Below are 18922 nucleotides of genomic sequence, written 5' to 3' on the forward strand. Positions count from 1 at the left end.
AGTAGTGTTAAATAAATATCCAATGTGGAAAAACATCATGGTGGTGCTTATCATCGCCATTGGTGGTTTTTACGCAATTCCTAACCTGTTTGGTGAGGACCATGCAGTGCAGGTTGTGGCGACCCGAGGCGCAGAAGTCACGGCAAGTACGCAAGCAACTGTAAATGACTTATTAGCGAGTAAAGACATTGCGGTAAAACGCTCTGAGCTCGAAAATGGCCAGTTATTAGTACGTGTTCAAAATGCTGAGCAACAATTATTAGCTCGTGAAACCATTGCTGCTGGTTTAGCTGATAACTATACCGTGGCCTTGAACCTTGCACCGGCAACCCCTCAATGGTTAGAAGCCTTGGGTGGTGGACCAATGAAGCTTGGTTTGGATTTACGTGGTGGTGTGCACTTCTTAATGGAAGTGGATATGAGTGAAGCCATCCGTAAAATGGAAGAAGCTAAAATTGCAGATTTCAGAGGCCAATTACGTGAAGAACGTATTCGTTACTCTGGTGTACGTAAAACACCTCGTGGTATCGAAATCAAGTTCCGTGATGCTGACACTGTGTCAAAAGCCGAGCGTTACTTGAAAACCCTGGGCAACGATATGGTTTATTCTGATATCAGCTCAAACGGTAACTTTGCTTTATTGGCAACTATGAGTGAGGTGTACCTCAAGCAAATCAAGGAAGAAGCACTTCAGCAAAACATTACCACTATTCGTAACCGTGTTAACGAGTTAGGTGTGGCTGAGCCCGTCGTTCAACGCCAAGGTGCTGAGCGTATTGTTGTGCAGCTTCCAGGTGTTCAAGATACTGCACGTGCTAAAGAGATTTTAGGCGCTACGGCTTCTATTGAGTTCCGTATGGTTGATGACAACGCTGATCCTGCTGCAGCAGCAAGTGGTCGTGTTTCAGGGCTTTCTGAAGTTTATCCTCGCCGCGGCGGTGGTGTTGCCGTACTGCGTAAAGAAGTCATGTTAACTGGTGATCATATTACCGGCGCACAGCCTTCATTCGATGAATACAGTCGTCCACAAGTATCAATTCAACTTGATGCTAAAGGCGGTAACATCTTCTCAAACGTGACTCGCGATAACATTGGTAAGCCAATGGCAACGCTGTTTATTGAATATAAAGACAGTGGCGAGCGTAATGAAGATGGCAGTGTGAAGATGAACAAGATTGAAGAAGTCATCTCTGTTGCGACTATTCAAGCCCGTCTTGGTCGTAACTTTGTGATCACAGGTCTTGAGCATAAAGAAGCGCAAAGCTTAGCGTTACTACTTCGCGCTGGTGCATTGATTGCACCTGTCACGATTGTTGAAGAACGCACAATTGGTCCAAGTCTTGGTCAGCAAAACATTGAAAACGGTATGCAGGCGATGATTTGGGGCATGATTATCGTGCTTCTCTTTATGCTGGTTTATTACCGTGCATTTGGTGTGATTGCTAACTTAGCTCTGATGGCTAACCTGATTATGGTTGTGGGCGTGATGTCGATGATCCCTGGCGCCGTACTTACCTTACCAGGTATTGCCGGTATGGTATTAACGGTCGGTATGGCAGTTGACGGAAACGTGCTGATTTATGAGCGTATCCGTGAAGAGCTATTAGCTGGACGAAGTGTACAGCAAGCTATTCATGAAGGTTATGCCAATGCATTCTCAACCATTGCCGATGCTAACATCACCACCTTTATGACAGCACTTATCTTGTTTGCTGTGGGTACGGGTGCCGTCAAAGGTTTTGCCGTGACACTGATGATTGGTATTGCCACTTCGATGTTTACTTCTATCGTGGGTACTCGCTCTATCGTGAATGCGATGTGGGGTGGTAAACGCGTTAAGAAACTATCGATTTAAGGAGAAGTTGAGCATGTTTCAAATATTTTCAGTAAAGAAGACTATCAACTTCTTACGCCATGGCAAGGTCATGAGCATCTTCTCGCTCTTGATTATTTTGGCGTCATTTGGCTCTTTAGCCACAAAGGGCATTAACTGGGGCTTAGACTTTACCGGCGGTACAGTGGTAGAGCTTGAGTTCCAAGAAGTGGTTAACCTTGAAGAGTTACGTACAACGCTAAACAACGACATAACTGAAGGCGCATTGGTACAAAACTTTGGCTCTAGCCGCGATATCCTTATTCGCCTACAGGTGAAGGAAGGTATTAAGAGTGATGACCAAGTTTCTCAAGTCATGATTGCTGCTAGCAGCCTTGATGAGAATGTTATCCAAAAGCGTGTTGAGTTTGTTGGTCCACAAGTGGGTAAAGAACTCGCTGAGCAAGGCGGATTAGCGGTATTAGTTGCGCTAATTTGTATCTTGATTTATGTGTCATTCCGTTTCGAGTGGCGCTTAGCATTAGGTTCTGTATCCGCATTGGCGCATGACGTTATCGTTACCTTAGGTATTTTCTCAATCTTACAGCTTGAGTTTGACCTAACTGTTTTAGCGGGTCTACTCACCGTTGTCGGTTACTCGCTTAACGATACAATCGTTGTATTTGACCGTATCCGTGAAAACTTCCTCAAAATGCGTAAAGGTAGTTCTGAAGAAGTGGTTAACCGCTCGATTACTCAAACGATGAGTCGTACAGTGATTACCACAGGTACAACATTGATTGTGGTTGCAGCACTTTTCCTAAAAGGTGGTGCAATGATCCACGGTTTTGCTACCGCATTATTACTCGGTATTTTTGTGGGTACTTACTCGTCGATTTACGTCGCAAGTTACTTAGCAATTAAACTGGGGATTAATCGTGAGCACATGATGCCAGTTGAAGTTGAAAAAGAGGGCGCAGATCAGCCTTCTATGATGCCTTAATTGCTAACAAGTTTTACTTGATTAAGCCCACCTACATGGTGGGCTTTTTATTTTCAGCCCTAAACCACCTACTTCAGTAGGTGGTTATCATCAATTAGGGTTTGCCTGTATCTTTGTTTGTATGGCATGCCAGCTTGAGGTTGATTCAGCTATGCAATGATATTTAAAGCACGCAGCAAGCACATCCCTGTGGGCTCGACGAAAACATCCATGTTTTCAACGGCTTTAAATATCATTACTCATAGATGCTACTGAGGCTACAAAATAACTGAATCGCCCCCTTTTAGGGGGCTGAATGAAAGCCACCTTCTTCAGAAGGTGGATTCTTTACTGCCAAAATGAATGTAAAAATTAAAGCTAATAAATAATAGTGGTTTTGATTTTAACGGTGACATAAAGGTGACGAGAGTAGCCACTTTGTTGTTGCATTAGGCTACAGTCATGTTCGATTAACACCTGAAAAATAATGCTAGGTGTTAGCATCAGAGTTGAATCTTAAGTGTTTATGGACAGATTAATCTATAGTAAGTGATGAGACATTGATGCTTGCGGGTGAGCTAGAGTTAGCGATTAAAGTTCCAGTGGGTGCTGAATGCCTTCGTAAGTTAACCCGAATGCCGCTTATTCTATAAAAAGAACTCGCTGTATTTTAGTCAATCGATGCAATGCCTATTGCTCTGATGGCAGGCACACACTGGTGCCTGTTTGAGCCAGTTGATTAAGATTTTTACTGATCACATTGGCACCAACATGGTGTGAGGTTTCAGGGCGTGCAATAAGATACCCTTGTACACAATGAATGCCTAAGTTTTTCACTAGCTCAAATTGAGATGCTGTCTCTACACCTTCTGCAACAATCTTAAGGTCGAGTTGTTTACCTAGGTCACTGATAGAGTTTAATATTTTCTGGTATTTAGGATTTATGTTGGCTTGGTCGATAAACAATTTGTCAATCTTAATCACATCCACAGGGAGGTTAGCTAATGTTGATAAAGAACTGAAGCCAGTTCCAAAATCATCAATCGCAATCAGCACACCATCATCTCTGAGCCTTTGTAAGTTATTAATGACTTTCTCAGACGCATCAATGAAACAAGACTCTGTTATTTCGAGTAAAATGGCAGTGGTTGGTAAGTCGACTTTCTCGAGCGTATCCATCAACAATTGATGTAAATCTAAATGCTTGAGTTGCACTCCAGAAATATTAATCGAAATTCTAACTTTGTTCATGCCTGCGTTATACCAGGCTGACATTTGTCTACATGCCTCAAACAATATCCAGTTACCGAGTTCTAATATCAAGTTTGATTCTTCTGCAATGGGGATGAACTCCGCAGGAGAGATGTTACCTTCAACCGGATGATGCCAGCGAATGAGGCACTCAAAATAATCAATACTGAAATCATTGACCTTTACAATAGGTTGGAAAGACAATTTGAAGTTCTGACTAGCAATGGCTAAGCGCATTTCTTCGAGTAGGTAATGATAACGTCTTATCTTGCTACCCATTTCAGGTGAGTACACTCTAAAGATACCGCGACCGTCGGTTTTGGCACGATACATAGCCACATCAGCCATTTGCAATAGCGCGTTGGGATTTGCCGCGCTATCAGGGTAGACAGCGATACCGATACTGGCACCAATCTTTATCACTTTATTGCCCAGTACAAAGTCACGTTCAATCTCTTGTAGGATATTGGTTGCAACTTCGATAATGGCTTCGTCTGAAGTGATGTTTTCAATGAAAATAGAAAATTCATCACCACCTAGACGCGATAAGTTGAGTTCAAGGTTAGCATTATTACTGGTTTTACTTAGCCCATGGTTGCGTACGACTGTCGTTAGACGTTGTGCTACTTGGATTAACACTTCATCACCAAAAGAGTGGCCAAATGAGTCATTAACTTGTTTGAATCCATCTAAATCGATAAACAATAATGCCTGACGCTTATTGAATTTTTGTGCATCATCAAGCTCATTTTGCAAGTGTTTTAGATAGGCGTGTCGATCAGCTAAACCTGTGAGTTTATCTTGAAAAATGCTGATTTCATTAGATTTTAAATGTTCAGCGACACTCTTGTTTATTTCAATAAGTGCCTGGTTTAGTTTGGCAATAGGATCTTGTAGTTGGATTGGGGCTAACTCAATATTGAATACATCAATCAACTTTTCAGTTTCTTCATTTACTTGTCTTAGTGAGCGATTGATTTTTCTGGAGGCTTTTGCATTGATGTAATAAGGCACAATGAATGCTAGCAGTACGATTAATAACAGTGGGATATTACTGAACATAATTACTTCAGTGAAAATATCTTTTATTTTCACCGCTGAAATATTGCCTGAGTCGTCGCGACCTATGACGGCAAAATAGGCATTATTATTATGGACAATTTCATAATCGAGGAAAAATAGTGTCGTGATTTTTTTGTCGATATCCGTGACATGATTCTGGTTTAATTGTTGAATTTTAGGATGAAAATTTTGGTTTTGTAATACACTCATTCCCTGACTGAATGCCACAACCGAAATAAATAGCATAATGGCTAAAGCGCTTAAGAAACTTAAAATAGTTTTTGATGTGCGCAACATAAAAAAATCCAAATTAATACTATAGAAAATACAAAGAAAATTATAAGTTAAGATTTGTTTGGGTACAATTAAATAACAGTGTTAAGAATGTTGCTATTGTGGTTCGGGCGTTGTTGTAAAACTTGTATTTTAGTGGTTTCTCACTATCAAAATGAATAGTTAAGTTCAGTTTAAGCACATTGAAAGCACCTTTGTCAGTGATAAAATTATTTTATGATTTCAAAATTGAATACAGTCAAAATACTCATGCGAGTAAGAAGGTGTTCGGCAGTGAAATATTGGTATATTTAATTCAATACTCATGGCGTCAATTGATGTTCTGAACACAATAATATGAAGTGAATTTAGTTTGATGCAAAGAAAAAAATTTTTTCATTCAATGATTCTGACCCAGTGCTGTAACCTCGTACTAAATATACAAACAAATGTGGCTAAAGATTGCCCACAATCAAACCTCGACACTGCATATCTATGTCGGTTAGGATGAATAAAATTTGCCAACAAGAGCAATGCAGTAGGGATAGCATGGAACAACGAAAAGTTTTTCTCACGGGCGGTAATTTGTTACAGGCTCACACATGGAAAGGGTTACTTGAAACGCGCGGTATTACGGTTGAACTAAAAGGTGAAGCGTTAATGGGTGGCGTAGGTGAATTACCGGTTGACATGCAAAATGTTGAGCTTTGGGTAATGGAGCAACAACTTGAGTTGGCACAATCCGTTTTAGACTCCCAAGATGCTCAGCGCCCACAATGGCAATGTATGCAATGCCATGAAATCAATGATGGTAATTTTGAGTTGTGTTGGCAATGCAGTGCTCAAAAAAGTGAATCTCATAACTAATCTCATAGCTAACTCATAGCTAACTCATAGCTAAGTCAGAACTAAGCATCAAATGGGGACTGCACAGAGCTTTTTTCGTATGTGTAGTTAAGGCTTGTAACCCCAACAGCAAGTATTAATTTTCGCACAGTAAAAGTCATTTTTGCTGTGCATGAGCTTGTGTATTATCTGTGTTTTTTTAATGCTTCCATGTAGTTGTAATGACTAGGCAAAGCCTGATTTAACAGGTATTCTGAAAACCATTCCCGTACAGTATTTTTAGCTTTTTTGGAGCGTATATGCAGCATTCCCCAGGTTTTGTCTCTTTAGTTGAATCTATCCGTCCGAGTGTTACTGAAATTTCAATTGAGGCGTTTCAAGCTGAACCACAATTAATACTAATCGATGTAAGAGAAGATCATGAATGGCAGCAAGGGCATATACCTAATGCTGTCCACATGGGGCGCGGTATTATCGAACGCGATATTGAAAAGCGCTTTACTGATTTTAATGTCAGCTTGGTACTGTATTGTGGTGGCGGTCATCGCTCTGTGATGGCTGCAAGTCACCTACAAAAGATGGGCTATACCAATGTAAAATCGCTTATTGGTGGTTATAAATCATGGATGGCTGCAGGTTTACCGATAGCGAAAGAATCAAAATAAAATGCAGTATTTCCCTTTATTCGTCGATACTAACAAATTGTCAGTCTTGATTGTTGGGGCGGGAGATGTTGCCACTCGCAAGCTCGATTTACTGGCTAGAACAGAAGCTCAAATCGATGTTATTGCCCCAGAAGTAGCAGAAGATATTCGTGCTTATGCGGCGCGTGGCAGAGTCAGTTTGATTGAGCGCAAAATACAAGAACAAGATCTACAAGGCTATGAGTTAGTTTATTTAGCCACGGCAGATGAACAGTTGAACAGTCAGTTAGCAGTGCTGGCGAAGCAGCGGGGCATTTGGGCCAATGTTGTCGATAATCCTGCTTTTTGTCAGTTCATTACCCCCTCGATAGTTGACAGAGGTCGGTTAACCGTTGCCATCAGTACATCTGGTGCAGCACCTGTATTTGCGCGGACTATTCGCGCTAAACTTGAAACCATGCTGCCGCAATCTTTATCACCCTTATTTGATTTTGTTGCCCAAAAACGGGGAGAAGTGCAACAACGTCTTACCAATGGTAAAGACAGGCGATTATTCTGGGAGCGTTTTTTTACGCTGAACCAGGATAAATTTGATGAGCATACTACATCACACTATCAGGCTTCGTTTGAACAATACGCGGCATCTGGCGAGTTAATCATATTAGATGCAGCGACATCCGCAGATTTATTACCATTAGCTGCAATGCCGATACTGCAACGAGTCGATAATGTATATTGTGATACTGAGCTGCCATTAGCGTTAATGGAACTTGTGAGAAGAGATGCTGGTCGTCATCAGATGCTGCTCAAAAGCCAAATTAGCCAAAATGTCGAGCATGGTGAACGGATGTTGTTAATTCTACCTAGTAACGCAATTGAGGAGTTTGTTGCTCACTTCCCAAATGCTAAGCATATTCGCCCAGGTAAGCTTTAGAATCGTGCTATTGACTTTTATTCAGTTCGTTAGATGCCTTAGAGTCGTTTCTTTTTCTATCGGTTCTTGTGGTGTCTATTTTTTTTGTGTCTATCAATGGCAATATCATGATAATAGCTTCAATCTCAATTAAAAAACTCCTTAAGGTTATAGGTTTTAGTCGATCTACAGCCTTTATTAATTCTTAGACTTCTGGAACATACATGGCACTTAAATCCACCGTTTTTAAGGTAACACTGCAAATTGCAGATATGGACAGACATTACTATCAAGATCATCAACTGACTATTGCCCAACATCCATCTGAAACCGATGAACGCATGATGGTGCGATTATTAGCATTTGCCCTAAATGCCAGTGAAAGCTTGGCATTCAGTAAGGGGCTTTGTGTGGATGATGAAGCCGAATTATGGGATGTAGAGTTAAACGGTGATATCAATTTATGGGTTGCCTTTGGTCAGAGTGATGAAAAATGGTTACGCAAGGCAGCTGGACGGGCAAAACAAGTTATTTTGTACACCTATGGTGGCCGGAGTGTGCCTGTATGGTGGCAGCAAAACCAATCAAGTTTTACCCGATATAAAAACCTTAATGTAGTGAATATCCCCGAAGATGTCGTGAAAGCAATGGCGGCATTTGTTGATAGAACAATGACACTTCAATTTACGATTACAGATGGTGAGGTTTTGTTGTCTAACGCCAGTGATAGTTTGACCATTGCACTAGAGACACTCAAATAAAGCAATAGCAAAGATGCTTATCGAGTGGAATGATGCGAGTTAAAGGGAATTATTTATGATCAGAAAAGCGGGTGCTGAAGATGCCATAGTGGCATTTGATATTCGCAATCGCGCTATCATGGCACAGTGTGTGGCTGAGTATCCATTAGATGATATGCAGCGCTGGACAAAAGGCATAATGCCAATCCTCTTTGCTAAAGCATTTGCTCAGGAAGCTTATGTCTATGAACTAGAGGGACAAATTGTGGCTACTGGCATGCTGTCATTGTCTTTGAATCAGCTTGATGCCTTGTTTGTTGACCCACAATTTATGGGAAAAGGTATAGGAGCTCAGATGGTTGGCTACCTTGAAAGGATAGCGCTTCAACATGGTGTAAAGGCGCTTGCGTTAGAGGCAACATTAAACGCAGCAGCTTTCTATAGACAGTGTGGTTACATAGGTGATGACGTTGGCGTATATCATTCACCTAAAGGGTTTGATTTAGCTTGTATTCCAATGGTGAAAACACTGTAATCCGTTTATTTGGGCTTTGTCACTGAAAGGTACTGAAGTCCGCCACCGTTATACGTGTCAGTGTATCCCGCTTTTACTAACTCCTCATGAGCAATGCCGCTGCGTCTTCCGCTGCGGCAATACAACACAATGTTTTGGCCTTTATCAATATTCAGTTTTGCTAGCTCAGTGACTATTCGCTCAAATGGGATGTTGATTGCCCCGGGCAAGTGGCCGGCATCAAATTCTTGTTGAGTACGCACGTCAATAATTTGAGCGCCTTGATTGATTTTTTGCCAAGCAACCTGAGGGTCTTTCTGTGCCGTACCCTTTGAAGGTGAAATAGGCGCAGATGAATTATCAGCTGTTGCATTGCTAAAATTACTGATGGCAAAAAACAATAAACCAAATACCACAATCAGGCTTAGTTTTAGGCGTAATTGTTTAACTGAGAGCATATTTATCCTATTACTGAATGACCGACGTATTTTATGCCGTGTGAGTAATAGTTTTTATCAGCTTTTAGTGTCTGATGCTAGTGCGATTTGTGCTGCAGTTTTGACCCCGAAGCGCTTAAACACCATAGCTGCAGGGCAAAAGCCGGTAAATGCACTCTGAAATAAATTTGCACCCACAAACACGGTTAGCCAAATAAAATGGTGACTGACCATCGCTGTTAACAATACCGATACCAGCACCATAAAACCGGCAAATGCCATTATTGTTCTTTCTAAGCTCATGATGTTACTCCTTTAGTTAGCATGAATTTCATTTTGATAAGTTTGCTTATTCATCACTGCGTAATACAACACTGGGATCACTACTAAAGTGAGAACAGTGGAGATGAATATACCGAAGATGAGGCTGATGGCGAGGCCATTGAATATGGGATCATCAATAATAAATAGCGCGCCTATCATGGCAGCAAATGCAGTTAACATAATCGGTTTAGCTCGCACCGCGCCCGCGTTAATCACTGCCTGTTCTAAATTAATCCCTTCAGCTGTTTGTTGATTGATAAAATCAACCAGCAAAATAGAGTTACGCACAATAATGCCGGCCAGCGCAATCATGCCTATCATAGATGGTGCGGTAAACTGAGCCCCTAACAAAGCATGCCCAGGCAGTACACCAATCACAGTAAGTGGAATTGGCGCCATGATGACTAATGGCACTGTGTAAGATTTAAATTGTGCTACCACCAACAAGTAAATGGCAATCATGCCAACAGCGTATGCCAGCCCCATATCGCGGAAGGTTTCATAGGTGATTTTCCATTCTCCGTCCCATAATATGGCCACTTCATTATTTGCGTTCGGCTTGTTGATAAAGTACTGATTAACTTCATAATCCATGCTTCCATCAGCCTGCTGCTGGTTAATTTGCCCCACCATATCGAACATGCCATATAAGGGGCTGCCAGTTGGTCCTGCCATATCGGCAACGACCATGATCATCGGCTGCATATCTTTATGGATAATCGTGGTGTCGATATGGGTTTTATTGATACTAACCAGTGACGCCAAAGGGATAGATGCACCAGATTGACTCGGCACATTGAGGGCTAGCAACTGTTGCATATCTAACTTGCTTGATTCATCTAGCTGTAAGTGAATCGGTGTTGGTTTAGTTAGGTGTGCTTGATAAAGGTAACTCGCGGTTTTTCCGTTAATTAAACTTGAAATCGTATTGACGATGTTAGGTGTTGCCACGCCTAGTAACGCTGCGCGTTGATGATCAATGTTTACCTGCCATTTTTGTTGTAAATGCGGTAAATAAATGTCCACGTCAACCACGTCTTGGGTATTGTTGAAGCGCTCTAGTAAGTCATTGGCGGCTTGTTCACGTAGCGCGGCAGTGGGTGCGTAGACTTCAGCCACAATCGGTGACCATACAGGCGGCCCAGGAGGTACTTCTACAATTTTGATGTTGGCATTGTAACTAAGACCAATCTGCTGCAAAGGTGCTCTCATGGATTTAGCAATGGTATGGCTGTCATCTGAGCGTTGACTTTTGTCGACTAAATTAACTTGAATATCGCCCAACTCTTGGCTTTGGCGCATAAAGTAATGCCTAACTAGTCCATTGAAGTTGATCGGTGAGTGATGACCTGCATACAACTGCACATGCGCCACATCTGGTTGCGCTGTTAGGTAAAGTCCAAGCTCTTGTAACAACCTTTGTGTTTGCTCAACAGGGGTGCCCTCAGGCATATCGACAATAACCTGAAATTCAGATTTATTATCAAATGGCAGCATTTTAAGCACCACGGCTTGCATAAAGGGCAGGGACACTGCGAGGGCAATCAGCAATATAATACCGCCTGCTAAAGCCATTCTCGCTTTGAATGCATGTTGACCAATGAGGAACGGCGTCATGATTATGCTGAACAACTTAAGCAGCTTGCCTGACGCTGTATCAACCGCGCCATTGTTGCTTGGATCAGCACTATGATGTGCAGCAGTTTCACTTTTAGGGTTAAGCCACTTTTGACTTAACCAAGGTGTAATAATAAAAGCAATCAGTAAAGACAGTAGCATGCCCATGCTTGAATTAATCGGGATAGGGCTCATATACGGGCCCATTAACCCCGATACAAATGCCATTGGCAGCAATGCGGCTATAACAGTGAATGTAGCTAAAATAGTCGGACCGCCAACTTCATCGACGGCTTTTGGGATCAAGCTTGATAACGGCTCTTGACTCATTGCCATATGTCGATGGATGTTCTCTACCACCACGATGGCATCATCAACCAAAATCCCAATGGAAAAAATCAACGCAAATAATGAAATTCGATTAAGGGTAAAGCCCCATGCCCAAGAGGCAAATAAAGTTAATGACAGCGTAATAATTATCGCAACACCGACAATGGCAGACTCTCTTGCCCCCATGGTTAGTAAAACCAATACCACGACTGCTACTGTGGCAAAAATAAGTTTAAGAATAAGTGTGGTGGCTTTCTCACCTGCAGTGGCACCATAATCTCGCGATATGGTGATGTTGACATTTTCTGGGATCAGAATATTGTCCACGCTGGCCAATTTTTTCTTGATTGCCGCTGCGATATCCACCGCATTTTCACCCGCTTGCTTACCTATGGCTATGGTGACAGCGGGGAACATACCTTGTTTATTACCATTAATGACTTGTTGCTTGGGCAAGTCTGATTTAAGCGTGATATCGGCAACATCAGATAAATACACTGCAGTTGTGACACTGTGAGCTTCAGTTGCCGGGTTGACTTTAATCACCAAATTTTTTACATCATCTAAAGTTTGTAAAAATTGGCCTGCTTGGACTTTAATCTCTTGATTGTTTTGTGTCATTGACCCTGTCATTGACACTTGGTTGTAGCTAGCGAGCATGGTTTCGATTTGTTCGATACTCACATTGAAGCGATTTAATTGACTTGGGTCTATTCGCACGTTTAGCTGTAATTCATGCCGACCATGAGTTTGGATTTCACGTGTACCTGGAATACGTTTAAGTTCATTTTCCAGCACATCGGCAACTTGAGTCAGCTGCTCGGTTGACACATTGGCATCTTCTGACCATAACGTGATACCAAAAATAGGCACGTCATCAATCCCCCTTGGTTTGATTAAGGGGTCGCCAATACCAGCATGGTGATTAAACTTATCTTTGTTCGAATGCAGCTGGTTATAAATTTTAACAATTGCTTGCTCACGTGGAATGCCAACTTCAAATACCACGATAATCATTGCACCATCAGGTTGAGAAAAAGAATATAAGGTATCTATTCCTTTTATTTCTGAAATGATCTTCTCTGCAGGTAAAGTCACCTGACTGGCAACTTGCTCAGGCGACGCACCAATGTAGGGGATATAGACGTCAGCAAAGGTGACATCAATTTGTGGCTCTTCTTCTTTTGGCGTGATGAGTACAGCAAATAGACCCAGAAGTAGACTGAGCATGGCTAATATGGGGGTTAGTGCACTTTGCTGAAAGTAACTGGCAACCCTACCTGAAATACCCAATTTTACAGTTGTTTCTGTCGACGAGTTGCTTGATTTAGACTCAAGTGATGACATGGCTTAGTCCTCACCTTGCGATGCTAGTTGATGTGCACCGGAGATAATAAACGTGTCAGCATTAATAATGATTTCATCACCTGCCATTACACCAGATTGCACTTCGAATGTGTTGTTGTGTTTATCTACATTAGTCACTCTAACCTGAGTTAATAGATAGTTGCTACCCACCTTTCGATAGACACCATCAAGTTGGTGTCTACGAACTAATGCCGACATAGGCAGGATAAACCCTTTGGTTTCAGATACAGTAAATTGGCCTTTTACCCACTGACCGGCGTAACCTTGAGGATGATTAAAGTTCACTCGCACTTGGTGTTGCTGCGACTGCGGGTCGGCGAAATCAAATACTTGAATATCATGGCTCGTCAGCTGCTCACCATTAGCGAGAGTTAGAGTGAAAGTGTCGGCTTGTTTTGCAGCGACTAGAAATTGCGGTGCAATTGAAAAGGTTGCACGAAGGTTTTCAGTACTGTACCCCGAAAATAACGGTTGCCCATAGGTGATAGTTTCACCTTGCTCGATAAATCGTTGGGTGACTCTGCCTTTGAATGGCGCAGAAACTACCGTGTAATTGAGGCTCTGCTTGGCCTTATTAAGCTGTGCTTGTGCCGCAGTGACCGCTTGCTCTGTACTGCTAGCATTAGCCGTGGCCTCATCCATTTGTCCTTGCGATATCGCCCCTTGGGGAAACAAGGCTTTAAACCTGCTGAGTGTCGCTTGAGCTTCATTGTTGCGTGCAATGGCTTGAGCTAAGTTGGCTTGTGCTGCATTAAACTCTGCAGTTTGTTCATCACTTGTTATTTCTAGCAGGGGCGAACCCGCTAGCACTTCATCATTCACATCATAATTAACTGTGATGATCCGCCCTGAGGTTTGAGCTGAAACCGTGGCTGCTTTAATGGGTTCTATAATGCCGTCGATGGTAAGGTCATGTTGCTTAAAATGGGGCTGAACAGTCAGGGTCGCTAACGCTTGCTCATCGCTATCTGCTGACACAGATAGGCTAAAAATGAGCATGAAACTTGTTACAACCACAGTTAATGGGCTGTATTTAACTGGCATGAAAGTTCGAGGCAATGTCATAGTGATAAATTTTAATCTGAAGTCCATGAGTAAATTCTAATGAACTTTATGATATATCGCAATCTATTTATGAGAAAAATCTAATGAATATAGTGCGGGCACAAAAAAACCGTCTATGAAGACGGTTTTTATTACACTACTCTACGACTAGAAGTTGTAGTTGTACTGCAGTGCGAAGTAGTTAGCACCTGATTTAGTGTAAGCACTTACTGGGCCTACAATTGCACTTTCTTCGATTACGTGTACTTTTTCACCTTGTACAAGCGTATAACCAAAATCAACGCTGTGGTGTTTATCGAAGCTATAAGTTAAACCTGCAGAGTACCAAGTACGGTCTGAATCAGGAATAGATAGAGATGAAACTTCACCTACAACACCTTGGTCTTTCGCAAAACCAGCACGAACAGTCCAATTTTCATTGATGTCATAAGTTGCACCAATACTTAAGAACCAAGAATCTTCCCAGTTATATTCTTTCAAGATAGCTTGATCTAACAAATCGTGACCACCAGTCACTGAGATATTGTCAAAGCTGCTCCACTGAGTCCATTGTGCTGTGTAATGAACAGCAAACTTGTCAGTTAATTGATGGAAACCAGCAAACTGAGCAATGTCAGCCATAGGGATTTCAATATCACTGAAATTTTGAGGCGCCACTAAACCAGGGTTATACATGATATCGCCAGATGCTTTCATTTCTGGGCTGAAACGGTAGCTTAGGCCAAAACGGTGATTTTCATTTACTTCGTAGGCTAAGCCAACGATACCACCAAACGCCCAACCATCGGCATCGACATCGACTAGGTTTACAGGCACTGCGCCAATTGGGTCTGGAAGAGACACATTACCGTTACGTGTTAACTCACCCGTACCTTTGATAATGTCTAGACCTAAGCCTAAACTGAGTGAATCATTAATGCGGTATGACACACTAGCATTAAAGTTAATTGTCACAACTTCCGTATTACCGAGTAAGTCGATCGGAGTTTGTATACCTTCAACTTTAGTTAAAGGCGTTAAATCAGTACCAGTACCATAGTTGGTAAAGGCCGCTACACCGTAGGCGAACTTATCATTAATTGGGCTGATGTAGTAAAAGTTAGGAATTACTTTACCGCTAGCAGCATCATCTAAGCTGCCAACTGGAACTAAGCCACCAGCATATTCAACATCATTTATTTCAACATTTACATCTGCATATGTTGCGCCTACTGATAGCGCTTTACTATCAAATAAGGCCATTGCCGCAGGGTTACGCGCTAAAACAGATGCATTGTCTGCAATGATTGCATCACCAGCCATTGCACGGCCGATACCAGTTGCAGATTGGCTGTTTAATTGGAAGCCTGCTGCAAAAGTTTGGGTACTTGCAAGAGTGATAGCAGCTGCTAGCAATGTCTTATTAAATTTAGTCATGATTTAGTTCTCATCGGTGCGTACAACCTAAGCTTAAGGTTAACCTTAAGATGGTCGCACTTTTATAATTGAGCGCATCTTAGGTAACACTTGTTAGCTATACAACTCCGACCAGTACTTAAAGTTGTTAAAATTCAGTTAATTAACTATGGTTTATTTTCATTCAAACAATGAGTATCATTTTTTTATTGCAAAAACCTAATAAAATCTGCAACTTAATTTTTAGTGCTGAACGAAGTAAATGTTACTGGTTTGTGGTTGGGGTGGTGATAAAAGTTGAAGTTTCGGCTAACACGTGTTCGCTAGGTGTAGAGTTTAAACTCTAATTCATTGGTTTTTTACGGAGTAAATACTCTAACCTTTGCCATGGCTATATGCAAAAAACGGCTACATTTTAGTAGCCGCTCTTTTATTGTTTACAGCAAATCTGCGGGGTAAAAGTAAAGCTGTGAAGCACTAGAACTAAAGTGACTTCTCAAATTGAGCGAAAGCCTCAGTGGTCTTAGACTTAGGTGGCGACAGTTTACTGGCAATGACACCTGCTAAAGTTGCAAAGATAAAGCCGGGGACGATTTCATATAGATCGAATATTCCGCCTGATAATTGTTTCCAAATAACCACAGTCAATGCACCTACGAGAATGGTTGCAACAGCGCCATTGCGGCTATATTGCTGCCAGAATAAAGCTAGGATAACAACAGGGCCAAATGCCGCACCAAAACCTGCCCAAGCATAGCTGACTAATCCTAGCACGCTGCTTTCAGGGTTGAATGCAATGATCACAGCGATAATGGCAATGGCCACAACACCAAAACGACCAATAAGCATTAGCTCTTTGCTGGTGGCGTCAGGTTTCACCCACTTACGGTAGAAGTCTTCGGTGATCACGCTCGAGCAAACCAGTAATTGTGAATCAATGGTACTCATGATGGCCGATAAGATAGCGGCAATCAGCAAGCCGCCAATCCAAGGATTGAAGGCTGCATCAACAAGGTGAATAAATACAGTTTCAGGGTTCTCAATTGGGGTGCCTGTAAAATAAACTGCACCGGCAATACCTGTGGCTAACGCACCAATCAGAGATAAAACCATCCAACTCATGGCAATGCGACGGGATACAGGAATATCATCTGCACTACCTATCGCCATAAAGCGTGACAAAATATGCGGTTGACCAAAGTAACCTAAGCCCCAAGCCAGTAATGAAATCAGACCAATTGCAGTGGTGTTGTCGCTGATAAAGGTCAGCATACTTGGGTCCATGGCTTCGAAGTTTTGTTGAGATTCAGGCTGGCTGAAAATCGCAATAGGTACAATTAGCAGGGCAACTAACATGATGCAGCCTTGGAAAAAGTCAGTCCAACTGACCGCAAAAAAACCACCCACGAAGGTATATGACACAATCACAATCGAACCGACAATCAAGGCGAGTGTGTAATCTAAGCCAAAGACTTTTTCGAATAAGATTGCACCGCCAACCATGCCCGATGAAGTGTAGAAGGTGAAAAACAGTAAGATGGTTGCAGCTGCAACGACTTTTAGAATGCCTTTGTCATCATGGAAACGATTTTCAAAGAAGTCCGGTAATGTGAGAGCGTTGTCAGCAAATTGCGTGTAAATTCTGAGACGTTTTGCGACGAATAACCAGTTTAACCAAGCGCCGAAAATAAGGCCAAAGCCAATCCATGCCTCGCCAAGGCCGCCTAAGTATACCGCACCGGGTAAGCCCAGAAGTAGCCAACCCGACATATCTGATGCGCCCACACTTAATGCTGTTACAGTGGGACCCATTTGACGGCCGCCAAGAATGTAATCATCAAAAGTGTCTGTTTTACGATAGGCCCAGTAACCAATGGCCATCATTAGCGCTAGGTAGCCGATAAAAGTGATCAGAATGGGAGTTTGGATTTCCATGTTTTATCCATTTTTTGTTATTTGCATATATGCTAACAGAAGTTGGATACAGTTCACACTTTTGCGGGGCTTAGCGGTATAAAAACAAACAGCCACCTTTTGAATGGTGGCTGTAATGGATGCATATGTTGTTGAGGTTAATTTATTTTAAATAAATGTTTGTTCAACTTCACGTTTAACATAGTCAAGGTCACTGTCTTCCTCACCCACAAGCAACATATAGGCATCTGCTGACTCAAAGCCTTTACCTTTGTACTGTGAATCGGCAAAACTTGATTCAAGTTTAAATCGCTCTTCGGTTGGCACGATAAATAAAGTTACCTTCTTGCCGTGTTCATCAGACATGACCATGTGTAATGACTTTACCCCTCTAAAATTACAATAAGTGGTGTAATACACTTGCCCTGGCTGTTGAGTAAACTTATTTTGCTCTAAACCTGAAATCCCCGCGAGCTTGAAGTTAACATCTTCATAGCCAATGCTGCGAGTAGAGGTTAATGCGTCGGGCTCATGGTAGATATGCGCGATAGCATGGTTTCCTAAATTGACCGGTGCCAAGTTAAGGTAACTAAAGCCCACACCAACAGCGAAGGCTACTGAAGCTGCTAGCGCCATGAAATAGCGACTACGGCGTTTGTTTTGCTGGTGGCTGTTTAGCTGTTGGCGCAAAATGAGTTTGTCAGCTAAGTCTTCTGGCACATCAATATTAAGTGCTTTAGTTATCTTATCGTCCAAACTTTTTAAATCATTGACTAGCTTTTCATCATCTGGGTTTTGCGCAAGATGAGATAAAAACTCTTCAGACTGATCATTTGGGTCGTCATAGGCTTTGCGACGAAATTTTAAATCATCCATGGACTGCCCCCTTTGCTTCTGTCGTCTCAAGTGCTTCTTTTAATTGATTACGTGCTCTAAATAATCGGGTCATAACTGTGTTTCTATTTAATTCAAGCATATTGGCAATTTCATCACCGCTGAAACCACCAATCAGTTGCAGCAATAAGGGCTCGCGATACTCGACATCAAGCTTTGCGATTTGTTTTCTTAACCAATATTGTTCGGTTTGGTCTTCGTTTGTGCTGGAGAACACATCTTCAAGGTGCTCTTGTTCCACATCTGAATAATCAAACTGTTTACGTTCAAAACGGCGGGCATTTTCTCGGCGTAAAATAGTAATTAGCCAAGCTTTAGCGGCTTTATCATCTTTTAAAGAGTCTAACGCGCGCCACGCCCTTAAGAAGGTTTCTTGTGTGATATCTTCAGCCACTTGCTTTTCACCACATAACCAGTAGGCGTAGCGGTAAATATCAGTGTGAAGTGCCCTGACAAGGCTATCGTATCGTCTTTGTTTACTCAGCATGTCAGATAAGACCGTGGGTTCTGAGTTTTTCTTTCGTAAACTATCGAACATTT

At 42.0% G+C, this 18922-nt stretch carries 16 protein-coding genes; 7 read left to right on the forward strand and 9 right to left on the reverse strand.

The genetic code is table 11. The features are described 5' to 3' along the window. The first annotated feature begins 4 nt into the window (after positions 1-4). Entirely contained in the window at positions 5-1855 is a 1851-nt protein-coding gene (gene secD / locus ACHUGF_RS05755) for a protein translocase subunit SecD (RefSeq protein WP_394129817.1), read from the forward strand. A gap of 13 nt (positions 1856-1868) precedes the next feature. Then, complete coding sequence (gene secF / locus ACHUGF_RS05760; protein WP_394129818.1) at positions 1869-2816, forward strand: protein translocase subunit SecF; 948 nt, start codon at positions 1869-1871, stop codon at positions 2814-2816. Between the two features lie 669 nt (positions 2817-3485). On the opposite strand, the gene ACHUGF_RS05765 is transcribed toward secF, so the two are convergent. Then, entirely contained in the window at positions 3486-5405 is a 1920-nt protein-coding gene (locus ACHUGF_RS05765; RefSeq protein WP_394129819.1) for a putative bifunctional diguanylate cyclase/phosphodiesterase, read from the reverse strand. A 525-nt stretch (positions 5406-5930) separates the two neighbouring features. Between ACHUGF_RS05765 and ACHUGF_RS05770 the strand changes: the two genes are divergently transcribed. The 5 genes from ACHUGF_RS05770 (at position 5931) to ACHUGF_RS05790 (ending at position 9059) form a co-directional block, all read left to right on the forward strand. Then, a complete protein-coding gene (locus ACHUGF_RS05770) occupies positions 5931-6248 on the forward strand; it encodes a putative signal transducing protein (RefSeq protein ID WP_394129820.1) in 318 nt (105 codons plus the stop codon). 278 nt (positions 6249-6526) lie between these two features. Further along, positions 6527-6892: a rhodanese-like domain-containing protein gene (locus ACHUGF_RS05775; protein WP_394129821.1), complete on the forward strand. Its 366-nt coding sequence runs from the start codon at positions 6527-6529 to the stop codon at positions 6890-6892. Position 6893: 1 nt separating this feature from the next. After that, entirely contained in the window at positions 6894-7805 is a 912-nt protein-coding gene (locus ACHUGF_RS05780) for a precorrin-2 dehydrogenase/sirohydrochlorin ferrochelatase family protein (protein WP_394129822.1), read from the forward strand. Positions 7806-8008: 203 nt separating this feature from the next. Then, positions 8009-8545: a YaeQ family protein gene (locus ACHUGF_RS05785; protein WP_394129823.1), complete on the forward strand. Its 537-nt coding sequence runs from the start codon at positions 8009-8011 to the stop codon at positions 8543-8545. Between the two features lie 55 nt (positions 8546-8600). Continuing rightward, entirely contained in the window at positions 8601-9059 is a 459-nt protein-coding gene (locus ACHUGF_RS05790) for a GNAT family N-acetyltransferase (protein ID WP_394129824.1), read from the forward strand. A 5-nt stretch (positions 9060-9064) separates the two neighbouring features. Here ACHUGF_RS05790 and ACHUGF_RS05795 read toward each other — a convergent pair whose 3' ends face one another. The 8 genes from ACHUGF_RS05795 to ACHUGF_RS05830 form a co-directional block, all read right to left on the reverse strand. Beyond that, positions 9065-9496: a rhodanese-like domain-containing protein gene (locus tag ACHUGF_RS05795; RefSeq protein ID WP_394129825.1), complete on the reverse strand. Its 432-nt coding sequence runs from the start codon at positions 9494-9496 to the stop codon at positions 9065-9067. Positions 9497-9553: 57 nt separating this feature from the next. Next, a complete protein-coding gene (locus ACHUGF_RS05800; protein ID WP_394129826.1) occupies positions 9554-9778 on the reverse strand; it encodes a YgaP family membrane protein in 225 nt (74 codons plus the stop codon). Between the two features lie 12 nt (positions 9779-9790). Continuing rightward, positions 9791-13093 carry an efflux RND transporter permease subunit gene (locus ACHUGF_RS05805; protein WP_394129827.1) on the reverse strand — a complete coding sequence of 1101 codons (3303 nt, stop codon included), beginning with the start codon at positions 13091-13093 and terminating at the stop codon, positions 9791-9793. Between the two features lie 3 nt (positions 13094-13096). After that, the gene (locus tag ACHUGF_RS05810) at positions 13097-14206 is read right to left on the reverse strand and encodes an efflux RND transporter periplasmic adaptor subunit (protein ID WP_394129828.1); all 1110 of its coding nucleotides are present in this window, start codon (positions 14204-14206) and stop codon (positions 13097-13099) included. 120 nt (positions 14207-14326) lie between these two features. Continuing rightward, entirely contained in the window at positions 14327-15595 is a 1269-nt protein-coding gene (locus ACHUGF_RS05815; protein WP_394129829.1) for an OmpP1/FadL family transporter, read from the reverse strand. Positions 15596-16057: 462 nt separating this feature from the next. Further along, positions 16058-17509, reverse strand: a complete 1452-nt coding sequence (gene putP / locus ACHUGF_RS05820; RefSeq protein ID WP_394129830.1) for a sodium/proline symporter PutP — start codon at positions 17507-17509, stop codon at positions 16058-16060. 147 nt (positions 17510-17656) lie between these two features. After that, positions 17657-18364 (reverse strand): DUF3379 domain-containing protein, encoded by a 708-nt coding sequence (locus ACHUGF_RS05825; protein WP_394129831.1) that lies wholly within the window; start codon positions 18362-18364, stop codon positions 17657-17659. Then, positions 18357-18920 carry a sigma-70 family RNA polymerase sigma factor gene (locus ACHUGF_RS05830; RefSeq protein WP_394129832.1) on the reverse strand — a complete coding sequence of 188 codons (564 nt, stop codon included), beginning with the start codon at positions 18918-18920 and terminating at the stop codon, positions 18357-18359. The genes ACHUGF_RS05825 and ACHUGF_RS05830 overlap by 8 nt, the downstream gene beginning before the upstream one ends. Positions 18921-18922: the final 2 nt, after the last annotated feature.

Source organism: Shewanella maritima (assembly GCF_043643735.1).
GTDB classification, from domain to species: Bacteria; Pseudomonadota; Gammaproteobacteria; order Enterobacterales; family Shewanellaceae; genus Shewanella; species Shewanella maritima_A.